Raw genomic sequence first — 25,759 nt, 5'->3', positions numbered from 1 at the left:
CCCTCAGAACTGGAGGACGTGGCCCATCCGTGCGGGCGTACGGCCGGCGAGGACGTCGAGCCAGGCGTCCCGCAGCGCCTCCGGACCGTGACCGACCCGCACGTCGAGCCATCCGCTCGCCTTCGGGACGAACCGCTGCCAGGCGTCGGTGAACCGCGCGTCGAGCCCGTCGCGCCCCCAGTCCTGGCTGCGCTTGCGCATCTGTACGGGCGCGAAGAAGACCTCCCCGGCGGCCTCGGCGTTGGGCGTCTGGGTGGTGAGCCCGACGGCGATGTCGCGGACGAGCCGGTCGCCGAGGTGTTCGCGGAGCGCGGCCCGGGTCGCGGGCGCGCCGGACAGGTCGAGGTACACGGTGTCGACCGCGTCGAGGGTGTCGACCGCGTCGTACGGCAGGACGTCGTCGTAGCAGCCCAGTGACCGGGTGAACGCGAGGTTGCCCGGTGAGGTGAGCCCGATCAGGCGGGTGCCGCGGCCGTGCAGTTCGCACGCGGCGGCGTACGCCGTCTTGCTCGACGCCGACGACAGCACGAGCGCCCGTGCGCCGTAGGAGTCGTTGTCGACGACCTGGTCGGCCAGCATGAACGAGGTGAAGAAGAGCGGCCGGAACAGGATCAGCAGATCCTCCTGCTCGGCCCGGTAGGCCGGGTCGCCGTCGGTCGCCCGGTACGCGTTGTACGGCGAGGGCAGACCGGCGCGGTGCGGACTCGCGTCGCGGAACCCGGACGCGTCCACCCGGTCCGGCCGGACCACCAGGTGGCCGGCGGACGGTAGATAGCCGTAGACCCGTTGGCTCACCTCGACGTCGGCGACCGTCGACGCGACCACCTCGGCGAACCCCCACAGCGGCACGAGCCCCCACTGTGGATCGAGCCCGCGCGGGCCGGGCGGGAAGAACTCCCAGTAGCGCATCGCCTCACCCAGCACGGCGTAGGTCACGTTGTTGGCGGTGAGGCCCACGCGGTCGACGCGCAGCAGCGCCGCGCCGTCGGGCAGGGCGGGCACGTCGCCGTCGGCGAGGGTGGTGCGCCCGAGGTCGTCACGGGCCACGGCGAAGGTCCACGAGTCAGCCATGGTGTGACGCTAGACAGCCCTCGACCCGGAGACAAGTGCACTCGGAGTGCAAAATCCCACTCGGCGTCGGATCGTCGCCCCACCTTCGGCCACTCATACTTTCGGCTAGTAATTACTCAAACTTTCGGGTAGCGTCGTGGCTGGCACACGAACGACATGACGCGGTGGCGAGGCCCGGGTTGTGACCCCCTTCGACAGCGCATCCGGTCCGTCCATGCGCTCCGGCGGCAGCCGGTTCGGATCTCTCTCCGGTCGGCCTCGTAGACGGGCACGCAGGAGAGGACCGTCCCGTGGCCACCACGACCGACACTGTTCAGGACCATCGGCGCACGGACGAGATCATCGTTGAACTGGTCACCACTCCGGCCGACGACCCGCGCCGACCGGCCCTGCGGGACCGCGCCATCGAGGCATGGATGCCGCTCGCCCGCCACCTGGCCCGTCGCTACTCCGGGCGCGGCGTGCCCGACGAGGACCTGACGCAGACCGCCATGGTCGGTCTCGTCAAGGCCGTCGACCACTTCGACGCCGACCGCGGCGTCGACTTCAGCGGGTACGCCATCCCGACCATCGCCGGCGAGATCAAGCGGTACTTCCGGGACCGCACCTGGGCCGTACGGGTGCCTCGCCGCCTCCAGGAACTCCGGCTGTCGATCAGCGCGGCCAACAGCACGCTGACCCACTCCCTGGGCCGCTCGCCGACGGTCGCCGACATCGCCGCCTACCTCGACGTCTCCGAGGAGGCCGTGCTGGAAGGGCTGGAGGGCGCCCGGGCGTACCGGACGACCTCCCTGTCCACGCCCGTGGGCGCCGACGGAACCCTGGAACTCGGCGACACCCTCGGGGTGGACGACCACGAGCTGGACCTCGTCGACCTCCGCGTCGCCCTCGGCCCGGCGCTCGCCACGCTGCCCGACCGTGAACGCCGGATCCTCAGCCTGCGGTTCCACGGCAACCTGACCCAGGCCCAGATCGCCGAGCGGATCGGCGTCTCCCAGATGCACGTCTCCCGGCTGCTCGCGCGGTCGCTGGCCACCCTGCGCCAGCACCTCTCCCCGGACGTCGGCTGAGGCCGGGTCAGGGCTCCAGCACCACCTTGCCGGGCCGGGTGCGGGCCTCGGCGAAGGCCAGCGCGGCGGAGACCTCGGTCAGGGGATAGCGAGCGGCGATCTGCGGCACGAGCACGCCCTGCCGGAGCAGGTCGAGCACGATGCCGAGGTCGGTACGCAGCCGCCGCCGGAACGCCGCGCCGCGCGTACGGCTGCCGGCCCAGAAGTTGTAGAAGCCGACCCGGTGGCCGTTCGGCAGGGCGTTCCACGTGTAGAGGCGGGCCAGCAGCTTCACGAAGACCCAGGCGATCGACCGTGCGGTGCCCGTGGCGGACGCGGTGCCGTAGACGACGAGCGTGCCAGCGGGAGCGAGCAGCCGGTACGAGGTGCGTACGCCCGGTCCGGCAACCGGGTCGAAGACGGCGTCGACACCGTCGGGGGACAGCTCCCGGACCCGCGCGGCCAGGTCCGGGGCGCGGTAGTCGAGCGGTTCGACGCCGAGCGCCCGCAGCGCCTCGTGGTGTCGCGGGGCGGCGGTGCCGATGACCCGCAGCCCGAGGTGGCGGCCGAGTTGGACGAGGACCGTCCCCACACCGCCGTTCGCGCCGTGCACGAGGATCGTCTGCCCGGCCCGCAACCGGGCCCGGTCCAGCAGCTGCCAGGCGGTGACCCCGTTCACCACGACGGTTTCGACCGCGGCCGGGTCCAGGCCGGGCGGTACGGGCGTGAGGTCGTCGACGTCCACGACGGCGTGCGTGGTCCAGGCGCCGGTCTTGGTGACCGCCGCGACCCGGGTACCGACCAGCGAGCCGTCCCCTCCCGGTCCCACCGCGCGGACGGTGCCGACCAGGTCGTAGCCGGGCACGAACGGGAACGCCGGCTGGCCCGGGTAGAGGTTCCGGCGCATGCTCTGCTCGGCGTACGAGATGCCGGTGGCCTCGACCTCGACGAGCGCCCGCCCGGCGGACGGAACGGGCATGGGGCGTCGTTCGACCTGGAGCCCGTCCGGCTCGACCACGCCGGGCAGCACCACTTCGGTGATCATGTCACTGCTGGTCATCGCTTCTCTCCTTGTTTGTGAGTGTGCACTCACTCATATGTGAGGTGGAAAAAGTGGGCCGCCGCAGCGGCCCGTGGTGGGACGAGGGAATCAGGGATGCCGGAAGCCGGCGGTCAGCGCCCGAGCCCACGGCTCGGGCACCTGCTCCAAGCCGGCCGTCACGATCAAATGACAGAGCTGGCCGTACGCGAAGAACTGCTGCACCTGGGCATCGTCGGCACCGGACCGGCTCTGGACGAAGGTGGCGACGCGCCGGTAGCCGGCCCGCACCGCCTCGGCGATCTCGGGCACGTCCGTGACGGCCTGCGCCTGCACCTGGAGCAGCAGCAGATCACGGTCGGCGATCAGGTCGGCGTAGGCGTCACCCATCGCGTCCAGGATCTCGTCGGGACCGGCGTCCCCGGCGCGCTCCGCGCCCATCTCCAGCGCCGCGACGATCCGCTCGAAACACGCCTCGGTCGCCGCCACGAACAACCCGAGCTTCCCGGAGAACAGCCGGAAGACGTACGCCTCGGAGATGCCGGCGGCGGCCGCGACCGCGGTGACCGGCGTGGCGTGGAAGCCGGTACGCGCGAAGGCCGACACGGCGGCGTTCAGAACGACGGCCCGACGGGCCTCGGCGGTGGATCGCATGTTTGTAAGTGTGCACTCACAAACAGAGCCGCGTCAACCTCACCTCCGGACGACTCTCCTCCGAGGCCGGACATCGGAGGAGAGTCGTCGTGCACATGACCGCACCGCGTCAGTGCTGGTGAGGGCGATTGCGGATGAGGGTGAGCGCGAGGACGGCGGTGACGAGGAAGACGATGCCGCTGATCCGCAGACCGGCCTGGACTCCGGAGGTCATGGCCTCGGCGAGCGCCGACCGGACCGGCTCGGGCAGCGGCTGGTCGCCGGTCGCGCCGGCCGCGACCGCCGCCTGTACGGCGCTGCGGGTGGGCTCGCCCACCTGGTGTGCGGCGAGCCGGTCGGGCAGGTCGGCCGCCATCGTGGTGGTGAGCAGCGTGCCCAGCAGGGACGAGCCGAGCACCGAACCGACCTGGCGGGAGGCGTTGACCGCGCCGGAGGCCATGCCGGCCTGGGCGGGAGCCACGCTGGCCAGCGCCGCCGCCGTGGCGGGTGCCACCACCAGACCGCTGGCGGCGCCGAACAGCACGAACAGTGCCCAGCGGTGGTCGAACGTCGTGGTCGGACCCTGCGCCGCCAGCCCGAAGGTGGCCACCGCGCCGAGCACCAGGCCGACGGTGAGCGGTGCCTTGAATCCGGTACGCCGGATGGTCCGCCCGGCGGCGAAGGCCATCAGGACGTACGCGCCGAAGAGCACCAGCATCCGCCAGCCGGTGTCCAGCGGGCTGAGCGCCTGGGCACGTTCGTGGAAGAGGACGAGCAGGATCGCCACGCCGGTGAAGCCGAACAGCGACACGGCGGCGACGACCATGACGGCGCTGAACGACGCCGAGCGGAACAGCCGTACGTCGAGCATCGGCGCGCTGCTGCGCAACTCGACCAGCACGAACGCGACGAGCGCGAGGGCCGAGACGATCCACGCGGTCGACACGACTGCGCTGGTGTAGCCGTCATGTCCGCCCTGGATCATGGCGTAGACGGCGGCGGCGATGGCGACGGTGCCGAGCAGCAGACCGGGCAGGTCGATCCGTCCGGCGCTGGGCCGCGACTCGGCCACCCCGATCGCGGTGACGACGAGGGTGACCACGCCGAGCACGATCGTCGACACGTAGACGCTGTGCCAGGAGTGCTGACGCAGCAGCGCACCGGCGATGAGCGGGCCCACCGCCAGACCGATGCCGGAGGCGGCCGACCAGGCGGTGATGACCTCGGTGCGGCGGTGCGGGTCGGTGAACGTCGCGCCGAGGATCGCCAGGCTGTTCGGCAGGATCAGGGCACCACCGAGGCCGGCCACCAACTGCCCGACGATCACCCAGCCCACGGTCGGCGCGCTGGCCACCGCGACGCCACCCGCGATCATCGCGAGGATGCCGCCGCCGAACATGCGCCGGCGTCCGTAGCGGTTGCCCAGGGTGGCGGCGGACAGCACCAGGCTCGCCACGACCAGGGTGTAGGCGCTGGGGATCCAGATCACGGTGGTGGGGTCGACCCGCAGGTCGGCCTGGATGGTGGTCAGGGCGGAGACCGTGGCGGTGATCTGCAGGAACGTGATCATCGCGCCCAGACACATGGCGATCAGCGTCACCGGGCGGGAACCGCGCACGGTCGCGCGGGTGCTGACGGTCGGCCCACTCGGAGCAGTGGTGTTGCTGGTGGTCACTGAGCGTCCTCGGGTCGGAGTTTGGCTGACTTATGCATAGCTAAGCCAGCGTAACGCCGGACGATTCCCCTGGCTAGCGTCAACGCAAGCCAGGTAAGCTGGACGACATGGAGGACCTACGGGAAGACCGCGAATCCTGGTCGATGGAGAACTGCTCCGTCGCCCGGGCGATGGACGTCGTGGGCAGCCGTTCGACGATCCTGATCCTGCGGGAGGCGCTGCTCGGCACGCGGCGGTTCGACGACTTCGTCCGCCGTGTCGGAGTCGGCGAGCCCGCCATGGCCGCCCGACTCAAGGAGATGGTCGCCGCCGGCCTCCTCGAACGGATCCCCTACCGGGAGCCGGGTCAGCGCACCCGCCACGAGTACCAACTCACCCGCAAGGGCCGCGACCTGCTGCCCGTCATCACCGCGCTGCGCAACTGGGGCGACACCTGGAGCGCCGGCGAAGCCGGGCCCGGCATCCGCGCCATCCACCACGACTGCGGCGAACCGGTCCGCGCGGTGCTCCGCTGCGCCGCCGGACACGACGTCGCGGATGGCGAGATCGACATCACCGCAGGTCCGGGCCTGATCCGCCGGCAGTGACGCCGCGCCCAGGCAGCGGGCGGATCGCCAGTGAAAACGACGCGCAAAGTACCCGCTGCGTTACGAGCTTGTTTCCAAGATGACAACGAGGTTACGAGCGCTTCTCGAAGATCGGCGCCGATCCTACGTTTCGGCCACCGTCATCAGTCGTGACGGCCGGCACCGAACGTGGAGGCAACGTGCCACAACCGATCACACATCGGCCCGGACGGACCAGACGCGGCGTCAGCATGCTGGCCGCCGTGGCGCTGACCGCGGCCGGCCTGACCAGCCTGCCCGGTAGCGCCACCGCCGCCCCGACCAGCAGTGGCCCGACGGCCCGTTACCTGGTCCAGCTCGCCGAGGAGCCGCTGGCGACGTACGCCGGTGGGGTCCCTGGGATCGCGGCGACCAAGCCGGCTCCCGGCGGCAAGCTGAACCGCACCTCCGGCACCGCCAACGCCTACCGGGCGCACCTACGGCAGCAGCGCTCGGCTGTCCTGGCCAGCGTCGGCGTGCCGGCCGACCGCACCCGGGTCACCCTGGAGACCGCGTTCAACGGCTTCGCCGCCGACCTGACCGGACCGCAGGCGGCCCGGCTGCGCGCGACGCGCGGCGTGCGGGCGGTGTACGAGAGCCGCACGGTGCACGCCGCCACCTCGCACACGCCCGACTACCTCGGCCTCACCGGCAAGGGCGGGGCGTGGCAGCAGCAGTTCGGTGGGGACTCCCACGCCGGTGAGGGCGTCATCGTCGGTGTCATCGACAGCGGGTACTGGCCGGAGAGCGCGAGCTTCGCGGCGTTGCCCACACCCCGGCCGGACCAGGCGATCATCGACGCCAAGTGGAAGGGCACCTGCGATGTCGGCGTCGAGGCGCCGGTCACCTGCAACAACAAGGTGATCGGTGCGCGCTGGTACAACGACAGCGGCATCGCCGACGCGTTCCCGGACGACTACGCCTCGCCCCGGGACCGCAACGGCCACGGCACCCACACCGCCAGCACCGCCGCCGGCAACCACGGCGTACGGGCGACCCAGGGCGGCCGTGACCTCGGCACGATCTCCGGCATGGCGCCGGCCGCCCGGCTCGCGATCTACAAGGCGCTGTACGACAACGGCGCCGGCTCGGCGTCCGGTACGGACATCGACATCGTGCACGCGATCGACGACGCGGTCGCCGACGGCGTGGACGTGATCAACTACTCGATCGGTGACGACAGCGAGCAGTTCGGCGCGGTCGACGCGGCGTTCTTCAACGCGGCGGCGGCCGGGGTGTTCGTGGCGGCGGCCGCCGGCAACTCCGGCCCGTACCCCAACACGGTCGACAACTCGACGCCGTGGGTGACCACGGTGGCCGCGAGCACCACCGACCGGCAGAACAACCGGACGCTCACCCTCGGCGACGGCACCCGGATCACCGGAGCGGGCCTGGGCGACACCGGTGTCGGACCGGCGCGGCTGGTCTTCGCGCGGGACAGCGCGCTCGATCCGGACGGCACGTACGGCGCGGGCCTCTGCGCCGACGACACCCTGGACCCGGCCAAGGTCAAGGGCGCCATCGTGCTCTGCCTGCGCGGCGAGATCCCGCGGACCGACAAGAGCATCGAGGTGGCCCGGGCCGGCGGCATCGGGATGGTGCTCTACAACGACGAGCTGAACTCCCTCAACGCCGACGTCCAGACGGTGCCGACCGTGCACATCAACGAGGTGGACCTGGCCACGGTCACCGCGTACGTCGCCAAGGGCAACGCCACGGCGAGCATCTCGCCGGCCAAGCTGGAGATCGTCGAAGCGCCGTCGGTCGCCGCGTTCTCGTCGGCGGGACCGTCGAACCTCAACGCCGGTGAACTGCTCAAGCCCGACATCAGCGCGCCCGGGCAGGACATCGTGGCGGCATTCTCGCCGTCCATCGGCGGGGACGACTTCGCCCTGGAGTCCGGCACCTCGATGGCGTCGCCGCACATCGCCGGCATCGCCGCTCTGCTGCTGGCCAAGCACCCCGACTGGTCGCCGGCGGCGGTCCGTTCCGCGCTGATGACCAGCGCCACGGACAAGACCGACAAGGGCAACCCGATCAAGATCGGCACCCGGGACGCGACCCCGCTCAACTACGGGTCCGGTCAGGTCAAGCCGGGCGACGCCTTCGACCCGGGCCTGGTGTACGACTCCGGCCAGCAGGACTGGCTCAAGTACCTGTGCGGGGTATCCGCCGACCGTGGCGGCGACTTCGGCCTCGGCGACCTGGCGGGCTGCGACACGATCGGCTCGATCGACACCGCGCAGCTCAACTACCCGTCGATCGCGCTCGGCCGGATGGTGGGCAAGCAGACGGTCACCCGGACCGTCACCAACGTCGGCGACAAGACCAGCACCTACACCTCGTCGGTGCAGGCCCCGCCGGGCTACAAGGTCAAGGTCACCCCGGCGAAGATGCAGATCCGGCCCGGTAAGTCCGCCCGCTTCAGCGTGGAGGTCACCAACACCGGGGGTGCGTTCGACACCTGGGCGGACGGCTCGCTCACCTGGAGCGACCAGTTCACGCACCGGGTACGCACCCCGCTGATCGTGCACAACTCCGGCCTGGTCGCCCCCGACGCCATCGTGGGCAAGGGGACCTCCGGCAGCGTCCGGATCGCCGCCGAGGTCGGCTACCGGGGCAAGCTGATCTCCCAGCTCTCCGGCCTGACGTCGGGCACCAGCAACACGGTGACCCTCAAGGGTGACGCACCGAGCTGGGACTGGAGCACGTCGAACAACCTGCCCGTCCCGCTGCCCGCGTCGATCAGCAGGAGCACGCTGCACGTACCGGCCGGCACCCGCAGCCCGATCGTGCAGGTGACGTCGGCGCGACCCACCTGCTCCCACATCGACTGGGACGACGAGGAGGGGGTGATGGAGTGCACGGAGTTCAGCGTCGACGTCTACGACAAGGACGGGAAGTTCGTCACCGCCACCGTCAGTGGCCGTGACGGTGCCAAGGTGACGCTGCCGGACGGTGCCGGCGACTACATCGTGGTCGTCGAGCAGGCGTTCACCGAGAACGTCCCGGACGGCACCAACGCGTACACCGTCACCAGCTACCTTCCGGGTGCGCCGGGCACCTCGACCGGCCGGTCCACCATCGACCCGAAGCAGCGCAGCGTGCAGCCGGGCGCGACGGCGAACCTCACCCTGCACTGGTCCGGGCTCCTGCCCGGACGGCGTTACCTCGGGGTGCTGGAGTTCCGCACCGGCGACGGGTCGCTCAAGACCGTGCCGGTCACCGTCCAGTCCTGAGAGCAACAACGGCCCGGCGGACCGGCGTGTGACCTGGGTCACCACCGGCCCGCCGGGCGGCCGACCGCCCACGCGGGGGTGATCTGCTCGCCTCACGGTGAGCGGCGGCGACGACAACACGACGCGGGGCGGCGGGGGTACCACCTTCGTTCGCCCCGCGCGCCTGCGCGGGGCCGTCGAGTTCGTCGGACGCCGCGCCGAACTGGCCCAGCTACGCCGCCTCGTCGAGACCCCACCGTGCCTGGTCCTGCTCGAAGGCGAGCCCGGCATCGGCAAGAGCCGGCTGGTCACCGAACTCCTCGCCACACTCGGCGGACGGCACCTCGTCGGCGAGTGCGACGACGTGCCGGAGCCCTTCCCCTTCGGCGTCCTGCTGGACGCCGTCCGGGCGGGCGCGGACCGACTCGGACCGGTCGACGCGCTCAACCCGGTGGCGGGTGCGCTGGCACCGCTCCTGCCCGAACTGGCCGACGTGCTGCCCGCCGCGCCGCCACCGCTGGCCGACCCGGTAGCCGAACGACACCGGCTGCTGCGGGCCATCGCCGCGGTGCTGGCCGCGCTGAGCCCGGCCACCCTGCTGCTCGAGGACCTGCACTGGGCCGACCCGGCGACCTGTGAGTTCCTCGGCTACCTCGGCGCCCGTCCGGTGGACGGTCTGGCCGTGCTGCTCACGGCCCGCACGCCGCCGCCGGGCGGCAGCACACCGATCCACGACGTGCTGTCGCGTACGCCCCGGACGGTCACCCGCGTTCCGCTGGGTCCACTCGACGCCGAGGACGTGCATCGACTGGCCGCCCGGACCCTGCGGCTGGACGATCCGTCGCCCCGGCTCACCGCCACCCTGCTCGACCGCACCGCCGGCATCCCGTTCGTGGTGGAGGAGGTGCTGCGTACCCTCGCCGAACGCGGCGGCGACCCACTGGCCGACGACAGCGTGCCGTTCGTCCTACAGGATGTGCTGCTCTGGCGACTACGCCCGCTCGACGACGCCACCCGCGAGGTGCTCGGCGCCGCCGCCGTGCTGGGTCGGGCGCCCGATCAGCGTGTCCTCGCCGCGGCGCTCGCCGAGGACCGGGCCACGGTGGGCGCGGCGCTGGCCGCCGCGCACCGGGCGGGTGTGCTGCACGACGACGGCGAGGGGTTGCGGTTCCGTCATGACCTGGCCCGCCAGATCGTGTACCACCTGGTGCCCCGGGAGACCCGGGAGTGGCTGCACCTGCGCGTCGCACGGGTGCTGGAGCAGGAGTTGCCCCGACCGGTCGCCCAGCTCGCCCACCACTACCGGCTGGCGGGTAGCGGCGCCGATTTCGTCCGCAACGCCGAGGCCGCCGCCGACCTGGCCACCGAGCGCGGCGACGACGCGACCGCCGCGAGCTTCCTGCTCCAGACGATGGACGTCGCCGAGCTGCCCCGCCCGGTACGGGCGCGGCTGGCCGGCAAACTCGGCCGGTCCGCCATCGACGGGCTCAGGCAGGCGACCGCGATTCCGGTCCTGGAACGGCTGTTGGCCGACCGCCGGCTGCCGCCCGGCACCCGGGGTGAACTGGGTCTGGTGCTCGGCCGGATGCTGCGTCAGCAGGGCGAGGCGCTGCGCGGGTACACCGAGATCGAACGGGCCGTGCCGTACCTGCGGGCACCGCGCCGCAGAGCCCCGGCCCTCGCGGTGCTGGCGGCACCCGACACGGTGGTCGGACGGCACGTCGACGACCACCTGGCGCGGTGCACGGAGGCGGAGGTCGCCGCAGCGGCCAGCCGGGACCCGGCGGCACACCTCGCGGTACGCATCGCCCGCGCCTCGCTGCTGCTGGAGCTGGGCGACCCGGGCGCGTGGGCGATCGTCGAGGAGCTGCGCGGCTCCGCCGATCTGGTCGACCGGCCCCGCGAACACGCACGGGCCTGCCTGAACTGGGCGCAGGGCGCGCTGCACGCCGGGCACCTGGCCCGGGCCACGGCGCTGCTCGCCGATGGCCGCGAGCTGGTCGAGGAGACCGGCTACCAGCGGCTCGCGCCCCTGGTGGAGGCGACCGAGCTGTCGCTGGACCGGGCCGCCGGACGGTTCGACGGATTGGCCGAACGGCTGTCCCGGCTGGTGGTCAGTGCCGAGCGGATGCCGGTGACCCTGCTCGACGCGCGGGCCGACCTGGCCACCGTGCTGGCCCGTACCGCCTCCGGCGACGACGAGGTACGGGCGGCCGACGACGCGCTCCGGTCGGTGGTGACGGACGCCCGGCGGGTGGGCGCGATCTGGCCACTGGTGCAGGCGCTCTCGACGCTGGCTCGGCTGGTCCTGCGCGGGCAGCCCGACGAGGCCGTGCGGTACGCGACCGAGGCGCTGACCCTGGTGCGGGCCAAGGGCATCCTGGCGTGGGCCGCCGATGCCGTGCTGGTGCTGGCCGAGGCCGCCGTGACGGCGGGTGAACCGGCCCGCGCGGCAGGGGCGGTCACCGAACTGGAGGCCGGGATCGCGGGCCGGGACGCGCCGCTCGCTCTCGCCGCGCTGCGCCGCTGCCGGGAGCTGATCCCGGCCTGAGCCGGCACGGGAGCGTGGCCGGTGGGGCGGCGGGGTACGGTCCGCGCAACGGCACGGACCCCTGCCGCCGCCGTAGAGCCGCAGGAGGAGCGAGATGGAGCTGACCGAACCGACCGTCTGGAACGCGGAGCGGTTGGAGCTGGGCGAGGGGTTGCGCTGGGTCGACGACCGGCTGGTCCTGGTCGACCTGCTGGCCGGGCGTCTGCTGGAGACCGACGGCGATCGACCCGCCCCGCTACGGGAGCTGCGCCGGCTCGACGTCCCGCTCGGCGCGGTCGCCCCGGTGGCCGACCGGCCCGGCGAATGGCTGGCCGCCGCCGGCACCGGCGTCGCCGTGCTGCCCGCTGCCGGCGCTCCCCGGCCGGTCGCCGAACTGGTCGCCGACGCGCCCGAGCCGACCCGGATGAACGACGCCGTCGCCGACCCGCACGGCCGCTTCTGGGCCGGCAGCATGGCGTACGCGCAGACGCCCGGCGGCGGCACGCTCTTCCGGCTGAACCCCGGCGCCGCTCCGGTGTCCGTGGTGACCCACATGGCCATCCCGAACGGGCCGGCGTTCGACGCCGCCGGCACCACCATGTACCTCGCGGACACACCGCGTGGCGAGATCGACCGGTTCACCGTCGACCCGGCCACCGGTGACCTACACGGCCGGACGCCGTTCGTGCGTCTCGCCCCGGGCGAGGGCAGCCCGGACGGGATGACGGTCGACGCGGCGGACCACCTCTGGGTCGCGCTCTGGGGCGGCTCGGCGGTCCGCCGCTACCGTCCGGACGGCACCCTGGATCGGGAGATCCGGCTACCGGCGACCCAGCCGGCCGGCATCTGCCTGGGCGGCCCCGACCTGCGGCGACTCTTCGTCGGCACCGCCTCGGTCGGCCTCACGTCGGTCGGTCCGGCGGACGGCGCGCTGCTCGCGGTCGACGTTCCCGTCCCGGGCCTGCCCATCTCCCCCGCCCACCCGGTCTGACCCGACGCCAGCCAGGTGTGTCCCCACTGCGGCAGGGCGGAGGCATATCGGACGTCGGGGCGGGAATAGCCACTCCGGAAGCGGCAGTGGGGTCGACCGACTGGGGGCTGGACGATGAACACCGTGGATCGTGCGTCGTGAACGGGCCGGTCGGTGACGAGCCGGTTGGCGAGTTGGAACTGGTGCACACCTTCACGGGTCCGATGCCGACCGGGGTGAGCGTCTCGCACCAGGGGCGGATCTTCGTCAACTTCCCGCAGTGGGGTGACGAGCCGCCGGCCACCGTCGTCGAGCTGCGCGACGGCCAGGAGGTGCCCTACCCCGACGAGGCGTGGAACAGCCCGTCCGGGGTCGACGACGCGGGCGCGTTCGTGTCGGTGCAGAGCATCGTGGTAGACCCGGCGGACCGGCTCTGGGTGCTGGACACCGGCAGCCCGATGTTCCAGCCCACGAAGCCGGGCGGGCCGAAGCTGGTCCGGATCGACCTGGACACCGACACGGTGGCCCAGGTGATCACCTTCCCGCAGGACGTGGCGCTTCCGACGACGTACCTCAACGACGTCCGCTTCGACCTGCGTCGCGGAGAGGCCGGGGTCGCGTACATCACCGACTCGGCGGACTCCGGACCGAACGGGATCATCGTGGTGGACCTGGCCAGCGGCGCGTCCTGGCGGCGGCTGCACGACCACCCGTCCACCAAGGCGGACCCGCTGACCACCTTCCGCCCCTTCGTCGAGGGGCGGCCGCTCCTGACCCGCCCGCCGGACGGCCCGCCGCAGCCGTTGACGATGGGCTCCGACGGCATCGCCATCTCGGCCGACCGCGCGCGGCTCTACTACTCCCCGCTGCTGTCCCGGCACCTGCACAGCGTCTCGGCCGAGGCGCTGGCCGACCCGTCGGTGACCCAGGAGGCGGTCGCGGCGACCGTCGTCGACGAGGGGGACAAGGGCACCGGGTCGGACGGGTTGGAGTCGGACGACAAGGGGCGGCTCTACTTCACCTCGTACGAACACAACGCGGTGCTGCGGCGACTGCCGGACGGCGAGTACGAGACCCTCGTACACGATCCGCGCCTGCTGTGGCCGGACACCATGTCGGTGGCCGCCGACGGGCACCTCTACGTGACCGCGAACCAGCTGCACCGGCAGCCGCAGTACCAGCGGGGCCAGGACCTGCGCCGCAAGCCGTACGCGCTGTTCCGGGTGCGGATCGACGCCGGCCCGGTGCTGCTGCACCGCTGACCGGGTAGGCATGGCCACGCGGGCGGCGGGTAGCCCGTCGGGTGGCCGACTGGCAGGAGCTGTTCGTCCCGGACGCCCCGCTGTTGGAGATCGTGGTCCGGGGCAGCGTCATGTACCTCGCGCTGTTCACCCTCCTGCGGGTCATCCTCAAGCGGGAGAGCGGCACCACCGGCGTCACCGACCTGCTGGTCATCGTGCTGCTCGCCGACGCCGCCCAGAACGGCATGTCCGGTGGCTACAGTTCGGTGACCGACGGGGTGCTGCTGGTCGGCGTGATCATCGGATGGTCGTACCTGCTGAACGCCGTCGCGTACCGGTGGCAGGCCGCCGCCCGACTGATCCGGCCCAGTTCGCTGGTGCTGGTGCGGCATGGACGGATCCTGCGGGAGAACATGCGCCGGGAGCTGATAACCGACGAGGAATTGCACACCCTGCTGCGCGAGCAGGGCGTGGTCGACCTCGACCAGGTCCGCGAGGTGCGGATGGAGGCCGACGGGCGGTTCAGCGTCACCACGCGTACGCCCGGCCGACGGCGTGACGCACGGGACAGCCTCGGTTGACTCAGTTCGCCGGCAGGGTGCGGTCCAGCAGGTCGAACAGGGCCGCCCAATGCCGCTCGGTGGCCTGCTCGTGGTACATCGGGGTGTCGGCCATCGTGTAGCCGTGGTGCGCGCCCTCGTACACCTCGGAGCGGTAGCGCACCCCGGCGGCGTCCAGCGCCTGCTCCAGGGTGGCGATCTGCTCGGGGGTCATGGACTGGTCCGCGTCGGCGTGCCCGAAGTACAGCTCGCCGGTGATCGAGCCAACGCCCAGATGCGGGCTGTCCGGCGTGTCGGTGACGACCCGCCCGGCGTGGAAGCTGGCGACGGCCGCGATGCGGTCCGGGTACGCCTCGATGGCCCGCAACGCGTTCGTGCCGCCCATGCAGTAGCCGGTGATCGCGACCGGGCCCGGCCGGACGTCCTCGCGGGCGGCCAGGAAGTCCAGGTAGGCGGCGGTGTCCCGGCTGATCACGTCGGGGGTCAACGCCCCGATCAGCGGCACGATCTTCTCGAAGAGGGCACCTCGCTGGTCGGCCTCACCGAGCCGGGACAGGTCGAACAGCGGCGCCCGGCCGGCCCGGTAGAACAGGTGGGGCGTGAGCACCAGGTAACCGCGTTCGGCGATCCGCTCGGCCATCTCCACCAGGCGGGGCCGGGGGCCGAAGGCGTCCATGAAGAGGAGCACGGCCGGGAACGGGCCGTCGCCGTCGGGCCGGGTCAGCCTCGCGTCCGCCGTTCCGTCGCTGGTCGGGATGTCCACCGTCGTCGTCTGCACCGAGCCTCCTCGTACGCCGATCTTGGTCCGTTCCGGACGCTACTCCCCCCACCTGGGTGTCCAGACAGGGACCGGTGATCCCTGGACAAGCCCACCCTGCATGCCGGGCGGCGACCGACCCAGTGTTGTCGGTGACCGATGAAGGACGCCGCGACGTGGAGGTTGTCGTGCTCGATGAGACCGTTGGAGACCTGACCGGGAGGCTTGCCGTGGTGACCGGCGGCAGCGACGGGCTGGGGCTCGCCCTGGCCGGTCGGCTGGCCCGCGCCGGCGCGGAGGTGGTGCTGCCGGTCCGCAACCCGGCCAAGGGCGCCGCCGCGCTGGACGCCGTCCGGGCCGCCACGCCGGGAGCGGCGGTGTCGACCCGGCAGCTGGACCTCGCCTCGCTGGACTCGGTGGCCGCACTCGCCGACACGCTGCTCGGCGAGGGGCGACCGATCCACATCCTGATCAACAACGCCGGTGTGATGGCACCACCCACCCGACACACCACCGCGGACGGCTTCGAGCTGCAGTTCGGCACCAACCACCTCGGCCACTTCGCGCTGACCGGACGGTTGCTGCCGTTGCTGCGGGCCGGCCGGGCCCGGGTCACCACCATGTCGAGCAGCGCCGCCCGCTCCGGCAAGCTGGACTGGGACGACCTGCAGAGCACCCGGCGGTACGGGGCGGTCCGCGCATACAACGCCTCCAAGCTGGCCACGCTGCACTTCGGGCTGGAACTCGACAGGCGCAGTCGGGCCGGCGGTTGGGGCGTCACCAGCAACGTGGCGCACCCCGGCACCACGATGACCAACCTGTACGCGTCCGGGCCCAACCTGGGCCGCAGTCGCCCCTCGGCGCACCACGCCGTGATGAGCCGACTGGCCCGCTGGGGCATCCTGGTGCAGTCGGTGGACGCCGGCCTGCGGCCCGCCCTCTACGCGGCCACCAGCGAACGGGCGCAGGGCGGCCGGTTCTACGGGCCGGACGGTCTGGGGCAGTTCACCGGAGCGCCGACCGAGTTGGCCGTCTACCGTTCGGCCCGCAGCACCGACGACGCGGCCCGGCTCTGGACCGTCTCCGAACGGCTGGTGGGCGTCGCGTACTGAGTGGCAACGCGCCCGCGTGAACGGCGCGTCAAGAATCGGCGCAGGCCCGTCGAAACGGCGTATCGGCGGGCCTCTCGCCGCCCTCCGGCGGTGACGATGGGTCCATGAGTCCTTGGCGGATGACACGCTGGGAACGCGGGAATCCACCGCCCGACACCGACCCGGTCGAGCCGGCCCCCGACGCGGACGGGCCCGAACGCCGACACGAGGCGCTGGTCAGCGTCCGGCTCGGCCCGTCCGCGCCCGGCAGCCACCTGGTCGAGTACCTGCGGCACGAGCCGTGCGCGGTCGACGCGTGGTGGATCGCCGCCGACGTCGACGCCGTGGTGCGGCTCTCCGCGCCGAGCGTGACCATGCTGCACCGGGCCGTGGCCGACCTGCGTCTGCGTGCCGGGGTGGAGGTGGTCGAGGCCAACTACATCCTCCGTGCCCTCGACCTGTCCGCGTCGGCCGAGCGCCGCCGTGACGTCCCGGCATGGGCGGTGTCCGCCGCATGAGCCGCCCCGGCGCTGACGGAAGGACCGCCGTGGACGACGGCCCGATGATCTACGCGGTGCCGGTGCGTGAGCTGCCCGGACGGCCGGTGGGAACGGTGCGGACCGGACGGACGCCGCAGGGTGAGCGGGTAGGCATCGCCTTCAGCCGACCCGACCTGTTGGTCACCGCGATGGGCGCCGACCAGCCCTGGGAGGAACTGTGCGAGTCGGCGCTGCGCGGCATGCTGCGTCCGCTCGGCATCGATCGGATCCAGGTCGACCCCCTGCTGGTGGCGCCGCCGCTGAGCCCGAGCGTCGGCGACCGGGCCGCGCCGACCACCCCCGTTCAGGCCGGTACGAAGCGCACCGCGTCGGCGACCACGTAGCCGTCGGTGTCCTCCGTACGGATCAGCACGCTTCCGTCGCTGCCTGCCGTGAACGGGTAGGCGCCGAGCGACACCCACTGGCCGCCGGACTGCCGCTGGTCGACGGTGCGGGTGGTCACCCCACCTGCGTACGCGACGTCCACCGGCACGTTCGTCGCCCGGTTCGGGTCGGCGGTCCACCGCAGGTGCACGGTCCACGTGCCGGCGGTGGGCAGTGCCGGGCGGAACCGCAGCCGGTTGACGCCCTTCGCGGTGTTGCCGTCGTGCTCGTAGTCCGCGCCGTAGTAGCCGCCGATGCTGGTGCTGCGCAGCCACGTCCCGGCGCGGGTGATCCCGCTGGTCGCCGCGTTGTCCAGGATCACCTCGCCGGGTGTCCCCCAGTCGAGCACCGCGCCGTCCTGGCGCAGCCGGGCCTGGAGGGCCGGTACGGAGACGGCCTGCACGGCGAGGTTGCCGGTGAGCGCCAGTGACGCAGCGGTGGCCGCCGCCTGCCCGAGAATCATGAACACGGGCTCCATCCGGATCGAGCCGTACGCGATGTGGCTGGCCGACAGGCAGACGGGCACGAGCAGGTTGGCGCACTGGGCCTGGTGCGGGACGATGGCGCGGTAGCTCACCGGGTACGGCTGCGAGACGCTGATCTGCACGTCGCCCTCGTTGCGCACCCTGCCGTCGACCACCACCCGCTGGCAGTTGTGCGAGTCCATCGTGTAGCTGGCCAGGCCCACCGAGTCGGCGGCGCGTACCCGGCCCCGGCAGTCGGCCTCGGTCATCACGTACGCGGAGACCATCCGGCGGGCCTCGCGGATGTAGAGCAGCGGCGGCCAGCCACCGGTGCTGGTGAACTCGTCGACCGGCAGCCCCCACCGGGCGGTCGAGTCGCGCACGGTCGCCGGCAGCCGCGGATCGTTGGCCAGGAACCACATCAGCCCCTGCTGGTACGCGCGGTGGTCGGCGATGATGCTCCCCCGGACGGCCCAGCTCGCCGTCGGGTACGCGTGGTTGAGGCCGATGTGGTCGGTGGAGACCGCGCCGTTGTTGTTGGAGTCGGTCTTGCCACCGCCGATCGAGTGCGTGGTGAAGTACGGCCCGGCGTAGCCGGCCTGGATGTGGCGCAGCAGCAGCTCGTACCGGATCGGGTCGTAGCCGGCCGGCTTGGCGAACGGGATGCGGTTCGCGGCCTGGGTGAGGCACATCCGGAAGCAGTACGCCTGGATGCGGTCGTCGCCGCTGCCGTGCGGGGCGAGCGGGGTGGTGGAGATGCCGGGCAGCAGGCCACTGGCCGGCGAGCCGGCCGTCACGTACGGGTCGACGGGGTAGACGAACTGGTGGGTGTTGCGGGACTGCACCCCGTTGATCGTCTCGCCGTACGTGTCGTTGGACTCCCGACCCACGGTGAAGCCCACCCCGGCCATGGCGAGCAGGTCCCCCTCGTACGTGGCGTCGACGAACATCCCGCCGGAGTAGACCGAGCCGTCCTCGGTGCGCAGCTCGGTGATCCGGTTGCCGGCGCGGCCGAGGCTGGACAGTCGGGCGCCGACGACCACCGGAACGCCCGCCTCGGCCAGCATCTCGGCGAAGACCTCGGTGGCGACGTGCGGTTCGAAGGTCATCCGCAGCGGGGACGTGGGGGTGAGCGTCCCGCCGTGGTACTTGACGTACACCCGGCGGTAGAACTCGGCGGCCAGCCCGCCGATGGACGCCTGGACGCCGGTGTCGGTGGCCCCGAGCCCGGCGGTGCTCAGCCCGCCGACGTGGCTGGTGGGCTCGACGACCACGGCGGTGCGGCCGAGCCGGCGCATGGTGATCGCGGCGGCCAGCCCGCCGGAGGTGGCACCGTAGACGACCAGGTCGGCGGTGGTGACGGCGGCCCGGGCGGGGCCCGCGCGGAACGGATCGGCCAGGCCGGCCAGGACGAGACCGGCGCCGCCGGCGGTCAACAGCCGGCGACGGGACAGGGGCATGGACACGGCGAACTCCATCGGGGTAACCGGAGGGGACGGTTACAGAAGCACGCCGCTGCCGCTGCGGTACGAAATTCTTCAATCTCTGCCGGCGGGTGTCAACGGTCAGGGGCGGTAGCGGTAGCCCATGCCCGGCTCGGTGATGAGGTGGCGGGGACGGGCCGGGTCGTCCTCCAGCTTGCGCCGGAGCTGGGCCAGGTACTGCCGCAGGTAGTTGGTCTCGTTCTGGTACTCCGGCCCCCACACCTCCTGCAGGAGCTGGCGTTGGCTGACCAGCTTGCCGGGGTGGCGCAGCAGCTTCTCCAGCACGCTCCACTGGGTGGGGGTCAGCTTGACCTCGGTGTCGTCGTCGGCCCAGACGCGGTGGTCGGCGAGGTCGACGGTGTGCCGGCCGATCCGCAGCGCGGGCACGGCCTCGCTGGGCGCGCCGAGTCGCCGGGTCACCGCGCGGATGCGGGCCAGCAGCTCCTCCACCCCGAACGGCTTGGTGACGTAGTCGTCCGCGCCCGCGTCCAGGGCGGCGACCTTGTCCTCGCTGCCGGCCCGGCCGGAGAGCACGATGATCGGTACGGCGGTCCAGCCGCGCAAACCCCGGATCACCTCGACGCCGTCGATGTCGGGTAGGCCGAGGTCGAGGACCACCAGGTCCGGCGGGTGACTGGCGGCGGCCTTCAACGCGGCGGCCCCGGTGGCGGCGACGTCCACCTCGTACCGGCGGGCGCGCAGGTTGATCCGCAGGGCCCGCAGGATCTGCGGTTCGTCGTCGACGACCAGGATGCGCGTCATTCCTGCGGCTCCTCCGAGGTGGTCTGGGCGGCGGCGGGCAGGCGCAGCACCATGGTGAGACCCCCGCCGGGGGTGGTCTCGGGGGTGATGCTGCCACCCATGGCCTCGGCCAGTCCCCGGGACAGGGCGAGCCCGAGGCCGACGCCGGTCTGGTTGTCCCGGTCGCCGAGGCGCTGGAACGGCAGGAAGACGTGCTCCCACTTGTCTTCCGGGATGCCGGGCCCACGGTCGATGACCCGCAGCTCGACCTGACCGGCGTGCGCGCTGGCGGTGATCGTGGGCGGCTGGTCCGGCGGGCTGTAGCGCAGCGCGTTGGCGATGACGTTGACCAGCACCCGTTCCAGCAGGCCCGGGTCGGCGGTGGCGGCCGGCAGGTCGGCCGGGATGTCCGTGGCGACGGTCGCGGCCGCCGGACCAAGTTCGTCCAGGGCCAGGGGTACGGCGTCCTCCAGGCCGATGGTGGTCGCCGTGATGCCCAGGGCGCCGGCCTGGAGGCGGCTCATGTCGAGCAGGTTGGCGACCAGTCGGGCGAGGCGGTCCAGCGACTCCTCGGCGGTCTCCAGCAGCTCCTCGCGGTCGGCCTCATCGAACTCGATGTCGTGGCTGCGCAGGCTGGTCACCGCCGCCTTCGCCGACGCCAGGGGCGTACGCAGGTCGTGGCTGACCGCCGCGAGCAGCGCGGTGCGCATCCGGTCGGCCTCGGCGAGGGGCCGGGCGGTGGCGGCCTCCTCGGCGAGTCGTTCCTGGCGAAGCGCGACGGCGGCCTGGGCGGCGAACGCCTCGACGATGCGCCGGTCGGCGGCCTCCAGCCGCCGGCCGCTGAGCACCACGGTGATGCGCTCGTCGACGGGTACCGCCGTCTCGCCGTCGTCGGGTGTGCAGGCCGGCTGCTCACCGACGCTGGCCACGACGCACCAGGCGTGCTCCTCGCGGGCCCGCTCGGGTCGGCCGATCGCCCCCTCGGCCAGCTCCAGCAGGCTCACCGCGCGCAGCCCGAACGTCTCGCGGAGCTGGTCGAGCAGGGCGGGCAGCGGGCGTTCGCCGCGCAGTACCCCACCGGCCACGGCGGCGAGGGTCTGCGCGTCGGCGGCGGCCCGGGCGGCCTCGCGGGTCCGCCGGGCGGCCACGTCGACGATCCAGCTCACCGCGAGGGCCACCCCGACGAAGACGGCGAGCGCGAGCAGGTTGTCGGCCTCGGCGATGGTGAGCGTCCGGTACGGCGGGGTGAAGAACCAGTTGAGCAGCAGCGACCCGCCGAGCGCCGCGACCAGCGCCGGCCACACCCCGCCGACCAGCGCGACGCCGACCACCCCGGCGAGGAACAGCAGGATGTCGTTGGTCAGCGTCAGGTCGGGCAGCGCCTTCAGCAGCAGGGTGAGCAGCGGCATGCCGAGCACCGCCAGGCCGAAGCCGAGCAGCCGGCGGCGGCGGGACAGCGCCGCCGGCACCGCCGCCGCCCGGCGGCCCTTGCCGGCCTGCTTGTGGGTGACCAGGTGCACGTCGATCGAGCCGGAGAGCGCGGTGGTGGTCACCCCGACGCCGCGGGCGAAGATCTGCGCGAGGCGGCCCCGCCGGCTGGCCCCGAGCACCAGTTGGGTGGCGTTCACGCCCTGGGCGAAGTCCAGCAGCGCGGCCGGCACGTCGCTGCCGAGCACCTGGTGGTACGTGCCGCCGAGGCTCTCGACGAGCACCCGCTGGCGGGCCAGTTGGGCCGGGTCGGCACCGGCCAGGCCGTCGCTGCGGGCCACGTGCACGGCGAGCAGGTCGGCGCCCTTGCTGCGGGCCGCGATCCGGGCGGCCCGCCGGATCAGCGTCTCGCCCTCCGGCCCGCCGGTCAGCGCCACCACGACGCGTTCGCGTGCCTCCCAGGTGGCGGCGATGCCCTGCTGGCTGCGGTACCTGTCGAGCTGCTCGTCGACCTTGTCGGCCAGCCAGAGCAGCGCCAGCTCGCGCAGCGCGGTGAGGTTGCCGACCCGGAAGTAGTTGCCCAGCGCGGCGTCGATCTTGTCGGGTCGGTAGATGTTGCCGTGCGCCATCCGCCGACGCAGCGCCTCGGGGGTCATGTCGACCAGCTCGACCTGCTCGGCCGCGCGGACGATCTCGTCCGGCACGGTCTCCCGCTGGGTGGTGCCGGTGATCTGCGCGACGACGTCGTTCACCGATTCCAGGTGCTGCACGTTGACCGTGGAGAGCACGTCGATCCCCGCGTCCAGCAGCTCCTGCACGTCCTGCCAGCGCTTGTCGTGCCGCGAGCCGGGCACGTTGCTGTGGGCCAGCTCGTCGACGACCACGATCTCCGGCCGGCGGGCCAGCACCGCGTCCACGTCCATCTCGGTGAACTCGACGCCCCGGTAGGTCATCGTCCGGCGGGGCACCTGCTCCAGGTCGCCGATCATCGCAGCGGTGTGCTGCCGGCCGTGCGTCTCCACGAAGCCGATCACCGCGTCGGTGCCGCGCGCGGCACGCCGCTGGGCCTCCTCCAACATCGCGTACGTCTTGCCGACGCCGGGAGCGGCCCCGAGGTAGATGCGTAGTTCTCCGCGTGGCACGGGAACCATCCTCCCTGGTCACAGTGGCGGGCGGGGCCGCACCCGGTGGGCACGGCCCCGCCCGCGATCGACTCAGCGCGCGGCGAACCGCTTGTCGAGGGCGAGGTTGAGTTCCAGCACGTTGACCCCGGGCGCACCCATGAACCCGAGCCCACGCCCGTCGGTGTGCTCCTTGACCAGCTCGCGGACCGCCGCCGGGTCCGCGCCGCGCTCCCGCGCGACCCGGTTCACCTGCACCTCGGCGTACGCCGGGCTGATCTGCGGGTCGAGGCCGCTGGCGCTGGCGGTGACCGCGTCGGCGGGCACGGCCGGGTCGGCCGGCGCGTCGCCGCGGATCGGGGTGACCACCCCGCCGGCCGCCACGTAGTCCGCACCGGGCTTGGCCAGCTCCACCGGCACCCCCTGGTACGAGGACACGAACGGCGTGGCCGGGGCGACCTGGTTGACGCTGACCACCCGGGTGACCGGGCCGGTCAGGCCGTCGGCGCGGAAGACGGCGAGCACGGCGCCCACCCCGTCGTCCGTGCAGAACGGGCGTCGCCCGTCGACGCCGTTCAGCTCCCCGACGGCCTTGCTGCGCGCGCACACCTGGGTGAGCAGGCTCTCGCTGGACTCCTCCGGGTCGGTGGCGATGGTGTCGACGACGCTCTCCGGGCCGAGGTTGCTGGCCGAGGTGGAGGTGGGGTCGTAGCCGTCGCCGGCCGCCGAGGGGCGGGACTGGAAGTAGCGGGCGACGGGGTTGCCGTCCGCGTCGGTGAAGGACTGGCCGATCAGGGAACTGCCGATGGTCGTGCCGCCCGAGGTGACGAGCGAGCCGTCGGCCTTGTGGTGCAGGCCGGGTAGCTGACCGAGCGCCACCAGGGCCAGCGGGTAGACGAGGCCGAGCAGCACCGTGAAGACGAGCAGGGCGCGCAGGGCGGCGAGGTGTTGGGCGATCCAGGTGGGTAGACGCATCACGAAATCCCCGGGACGAACTGGATGAGCAGGTCGATGAGCTTGATCCCGATGAACGGCACGATGATGCCGCCCAGGCCGTACACGAGCAGGTTGCGACTGAGCAGCTTCGAGGCGGCGGCCGGCCGGTACCGCACGCCGCGTAGGGCGAGCGGGATCAGCGCGATGATCACCACGGCGTTGAAGATGACGGCGGACAGGATCGCCGACTCCGGGCTGGCCAGCCGCATGACGTTCAGGGCGTCCAGGCTCGGGTAGAGGCCGGCGAACATGGCCGGGATGATCGCGAAGTACTTCGCGATGTCGTTGGAGATGCTGAACGTGGTCAGCGCTCCCCGGGTGATCAGCAACTGCTTGCCGATCTCCACGATCTCGATGAGCTTGGTCGGGTCGGAGTCGAGGTCGACCATGTTGCCGGCCTCCTTGGCGGCCGACGTGCCGGTGTTCATGGCCACCCCGACGTCGGCCTGGGCGAGGGCCGGCGCGTCGTTGGTGCCGTCACCGGTCATCGCGACCAGCCGGCCGCCCTCCTGCTCCCGCTTGATCAGCGCGAGCTTGTCCTCCGGCGTCGCCTCGGCGAGGAAGTCGTCCACCCCGGCCTCGTCGGCGATGGCCTTCGCGGTACGCGGGTTGTCGCCGGTGATCATCACGGTGCGGATGCCCATCCGGCGCATCTCGTCGAACCGCTCGCGCATACCGGACTTGACGACGTCCTTGAGGTGGATGACACCGAGCGCACGGGCGGGCTGCCCGTCGACGTGCTCGGCGACGACGAGCGGGGTGCCGCCGGTGCCGCTGATCGCGTCCACGATCTCGCCGACCTGCTCGGTGGGGTGACCACCGTTCTCGCGTACCCACTTCATGACGGCGGCGGCGGCGCCCTTGCGGACCCGGCGGCCGGCGCCCGACGCGCCGCCGTCGACGCTGGCGTCCGGGGTGAGGTCGACGCCGCTCATCCGGGTCTGCGCGGTGAACGGCACGAAGGTGGCGTGTGGCATGACGCCGGGTTCGCGCTCGCGCAGCCCGTACTCGTTCTTCGCCAGCACGACCACCGAGCGCCCCTCCGGGGTCTCGTCGGCCAGGCTGGAGAGCTGGGCGGCGTCCGCCACGGCCGCGGCGTCGACGCCCTCGACCGGGACGAACTCGGCGGCCTGCCGGTTGCCCAGGGTGATGGTGCCGGTCTTGTCCAACAACAGGGTGTTGACGTCGCCGGCCGCCTCGACGGCCCGGCCGCTCATGGCCAGCACGTTGCGCTGGACGAGGCGGTCCATGCCGGCGATGCCGATGGCCGACAGCAGCGCGCCGATGGTGGTGGGGATCAGGCAGACCAGCAGCGAGACCAGCACGACGCCGGTCACGCCGGAGCCGGTGATCGCCCCGCTGTCCGGAGCGGCGGCCTGGTACGCCTTGGAGAAGATGGCGAGGGGCTGGAGGGTGACCACGGCCAGCAGGAAGATGACGGTGAGCGCGGCGAGCAGGATGTTCAGCGCGATCTCGTTCGGGGTCTTCTGCCGGTTGGCGCCCTCGACCAGGGCGATCATCCGGTCGATGAAGCTCTCTCCCGGCTTCTGGGTGATCTTCACGATGATCCGGTCGGAGAGCACCCTGGTGCCGCCGGTGACCGCGCTGCGGTCGCCGCCGGACTCGCGGATGACCGGGGCCGACTCGCCGGTGATGGCCGACTCGTCGACGCTGGCGATGCCCTCGACGATGTCGCCGTCGCCGGGGATGATCCCGCCGGCCTCGACCAGCACGATGTCGCCCTGGCGCAGGTCCGGCGCGGGCACCGCCTCGTCGCGGTAGGTGTTGGCCCGCGCGCCCGGCTGCCAGTCGACCAGCCGGGTGGCGATGGTGTCCTTCTTGGCCTGCCGCAGGGTCGCGGCCTGGGCCTTGCCCCGGCCCTCGGCGACCGCCTCGGCCAGGTTGGCGAAGATCACGGTCAGCCACAGCCAGGCGGTGATCGCCCAGGCGAACACCGACGGGTCGGTCACCGCCAGGACGGTGGTGAAGGCCGCGCCGACCTCCACGATCAGCATCACCGGGTTGCGCCACAGGGTGGCCGGGTTGAGCTTGCGGACGGCGTCCGGCAGGGACCGGACGAGTTGCTGGGGGTCGAGCAGGCCCCCGCCGATCCGGTTGCCGCCGGCGGCGAGTTGCCCGGATGTCACGGACATGTCCTCGTTC

20 protein-coding genes are annotated in these 25,759 nt (G+C 72.5%); 10 read left to right on the top strand and 10 right to left on the bottom strand.

Annotated features, from left to right (window positions below; all coding sequences use genetic code 11):
- Window positions 1–3: 3 nt before the first annotated feature.
- On the bottom strand, window positions 4–1,071 hold the full coding sequence (locus ACN269_RS22705) for a DUF2855 family protein (protein WP_421474307.1): 1,068 nt from the start codon (window positions 1,069–1,071) through the stop codon (window positions 4–6).
- Window positions 1,072–1,409: 338 nt separating this feature from the next.
- Here ACN269_RS22705 and ACN269_RS22700 point away from each other — a divergent pair, with 338 nt between their 5' ends.
- Complete coding sequence (locus ACN269_RS22700; RefSeq protein ID WP_421476498.1) at window positions 1,410–2,141, top strand: RNA polymerase sigma factor SigF; 732 nt, start codon at window positions 1,410–1,412, stop codon at window positions 2,139–2,141.
- Window positions 2,142–2,148: 7 nt separating this feature from the next.
- On the opposite strand, the gene ACN269_RS22695 is transcribed toward ACN269_RS22700, so the two are convergent.
- The 3 genes from ACN269_RS22695 to ACN269_RS22685 form a co-directional block, all read right to left on the bottom strand.
- Window positions 2,149–3,180 carry a medium chain dehydrogenase/reductase family protein gene (locus ACN269_RS22695; RefSeq protein ID WP_421474306.1) on the bottom strand — a complete coding sequence of 344 codons (1,032 nt, stop codon included), beginning with the start codon at window positions 3,178–3,180 and terminating at the stop codon, window positions 2,149–2,151.
- Window positions 3,181–3,270: 90 nt separating this feature from the next.
- Complete coding sequence (locus tag ACN269_RS22690) at window positions 3,271–3,813, bottom strand: TetR/AcrR family transcriptional regulator (protein WP_421474305.1); 543 nt, start codon at window positions 3,811–3,813, stop codon at window positions 3,271–3,273.
- A 109-nt stretch (window positions 3,814–3,922) separates the two neighbouring features.
- Entirely contained in the window at window positions 3,923–5,467 is a 1,545-nt protein-coding gene (locus ACN269_RS22685) for an MFS transporter (RefSeq protein ID WP_421474304.1), read from the bottom strand.
- Between the two features lie 107 nt (window positions 5,468–5,574).
- On the opposite strand from ACN269_RS22685, the gene ACN269_RS22680 reads away from it, so the two are divergent.
- From ACN269_RS22680 to ACN269_RS22655, 6 genes are all read left to right on the top strand, one after another.
- Window positions 5,575–6,054 carry a winged helix-turn-helix transcriptional regulator gene (locus ACN269_RS22680; RefSeq protein ID WP_421474303.1) on the top strand — a complete coding sequence of 160 codons (480 nt, stop codon included), beginning with the start codon at window positions 5,575–5,577 and terminating at the stop codon, window positions 6,052–6,054.
- A 242-nt stretch (window positions 6,055–6,296) separates the two neighbouring features.
- A complete protein-coding gene (locus ACN269_RS22675) occupies window positions 6,297–9,311 on the top strand; it encodes a S8 family serine peptidase (RefSeq protein WP_421474302.1) in 3,015 nt (1,004 codons plus the stop codon).
- A 97-nt stretch (window positions 9,312–9,408) separates the two neighbouring features.
- Window positions 9,409–11,841: an ATP-binding protein gene (locus ACN269_RS22670; protein WP_421474301.1), complete on the top strand. Its 2,433-nt coding sequence runs from the start codon at window positions 9,409–9,411 to the stop codon at window positions 11,839–11,841.
- A gap of 94 nt (window positions 11,842–11,935) precedes the next feature.
- On the top strand, window positions 11,936–12,811 hold the full coding sequence (locus tag ACN269_RS22665) for an SMP-30/gluconolactonase/LRE family protein (protein WP_421474300.1): 876 nt from the start codon (window positions 11,936–11,938) through the stop codon (window positions 12,809–12,811).
- A gap of 137 nt (window positions 12,812–12,948) precedes the next feature.
- Complete coding sequence (locus ACN269_RS22660) at window positions 12,949–14,052, top strand: L-dopachrome tautomerase-related protein (RefSeq protein ID WP_421474299.1); 1,104 nt, start codon at window positions 12,949–12,951, stop codon at window positions 14,050–14,052.
- Between the two features lie 41 nt (window positions 14,053–14,093).
- Window positions 14,094–14,612 carry a DUF421 domain-containing protein gene (locus tag ACN269_RS22655; RefSeq protein ID WP_421474298.1) on the top strand — a complete coding sequence of 173 codons (519 nt, stop codon included), beginning with the start codon at window positions 14,094–14,096 and terminating at the stop codon, window positions 14,610–14,612.
- 1 nt (window position 14,613) lies between these two features.
- Here the strand turns inward: ACN269_RS22655 and ACN269_RS22650 are convergent, their stop codons facing one another.
- Window positions 14,614–15,369: a dienelactone hydrolase family protein gene (locus ACN269_RS22650; RefSeq protein WP_421474297.1), complete on the bottom strand. Its 756-nt coding sequence runs from the start codon at window positions 15,367–15,369 to the stop codon at window positions 14,614–14,616.
- Between the two features lie 167 nt (window positions 15,370–15,536).
- Between ACN269_RS22650 and ACN269_RS22645 the strand changes: the two genes are divergently transcribed.
- The 3 genes from ACN269_RS22645 (at window position 15,537) to ACN269_RS22635 (ending at window position 17,322) form a co-directional block, all read left to right on the top strand.
- A complete protein-coding gene (locus tag ACN269_RS22645; protein WP_421474296.1) occupies window positions 15,537–16,460 on the top strand; it encodes an SDR family oxidoreductase in 924 nt (307 codons plus the stop codon).
- 104 nt (window positions 16,461–16,564) lie between these two features.
- Window positions 16,565–16,957, top strand: coding sequence for a hypothetical protein (locus tag ACN269_RS22640; RefSeq protein ID WP_421474295.1), 393 nt, complete (start codon window positions 16,565–16,567; stop codon window positions 16,955–16,957).
- A gap of 29 nt (window positions 16,958–16,986) precedes the next feature.
- A complete protein-coding gene (locus ACN269_RS22635; protein ID WP_421474294.1) occupies window positions 16,987–17,322 on the top strand; it encodes an SAV_915 family protein in 336 nt (111 codons plus the stop codon).
- Here the strand turns inward: ACN269_RS22635 and ACN269_RS22630 are convergent.
- The 5 genes from ACN269_RS22630 to kdpB all read right to left on the bottom strand — a co-directional run bounded on the left by ACN269_RS22630 (window position 17,283) and on the right by kdpB (window position 25,749).
- On the bottom strand, window positions 17,283–19,286 hold the full coding sequence (locus tag ACN269_RS22630) for an FAD-dependent oxidoreductase (protein WP_421476497.1): 2,004 nt from the start codon (window positions 19,284–19,286) through the stop codon (window positions 17,283–17,285). The two genes, ACN269_RS22635 and ACN269_RS22630, sit on opposite strands and share 40 nt — an antisense overlap.
- 105 nt (window positions 19,287–19,391) lie before the next feature.
- A complete protein-coding gene (locus tag ACN269_RS22625) occupies window positions 19,392–20,072 on the bottom strand; it encodes a response regulator (RefSeq protein ID WP_421474293.1) in 681 nt (226 codons plus the stop codon).
- On the bottom strand, window positions 20,069–22,621 hold the full coding sequence (locus tag ACN269_RS22620; RefSeq protein WP_421474292.1) for a DUF4118 domain-containing protein: 2,553 nt from the start codon (window positions 22,619–22,621) through the stop codon (window positions 20,069–20,071). Before ACN269_RS22620 ends, ACN269_RS22625 begins: the two co-directional genes overlap by 4 nt.
- A 72-nt stretch (window positions 22,622–22,693) precedes the next feature.
- Window positions 22,694–23,575, bottom strand: coding sequence for a potassium-transporting ATPase subunit C (locus ACN269_RS22615; RefSeq protein ID WP_421474291.1), 882 nt, complete (start codon window positions 23,573–23,575; stop codon window positions 22,694–22,696).
- Complete coding sequence (gene kdpB / locus ACN269_RS22610; protein WP_421474290.1) at window positions 23,575–25,749, bottom strand: potassium-transporting ATPase subunit KdpB; 2,175 nt, start codon at window positions 25,747–25,749, stop codon at window positions 23,575–23,577. The genes ACN269_RS22615 and kdpB overlap by 1 nt, the downstream gene beginning before the upstream one ends.
- Between the last annotated feature and the right edge of the window lie 10 nt (window positions 25,750–25,759).

The organism is Micromonospora sp. WMMD736 (assembly GCF_049179015.1).
GTDB lineage: Bacteria > Actinomycetota > Actinomycetes > Mycobacteriales > Micromonosporaceae > Micromonospora.
Note: the sequence above shows the minus strand (reverse complement) of the source record. Positions and strands in the feature narration are given on the sequence as shown.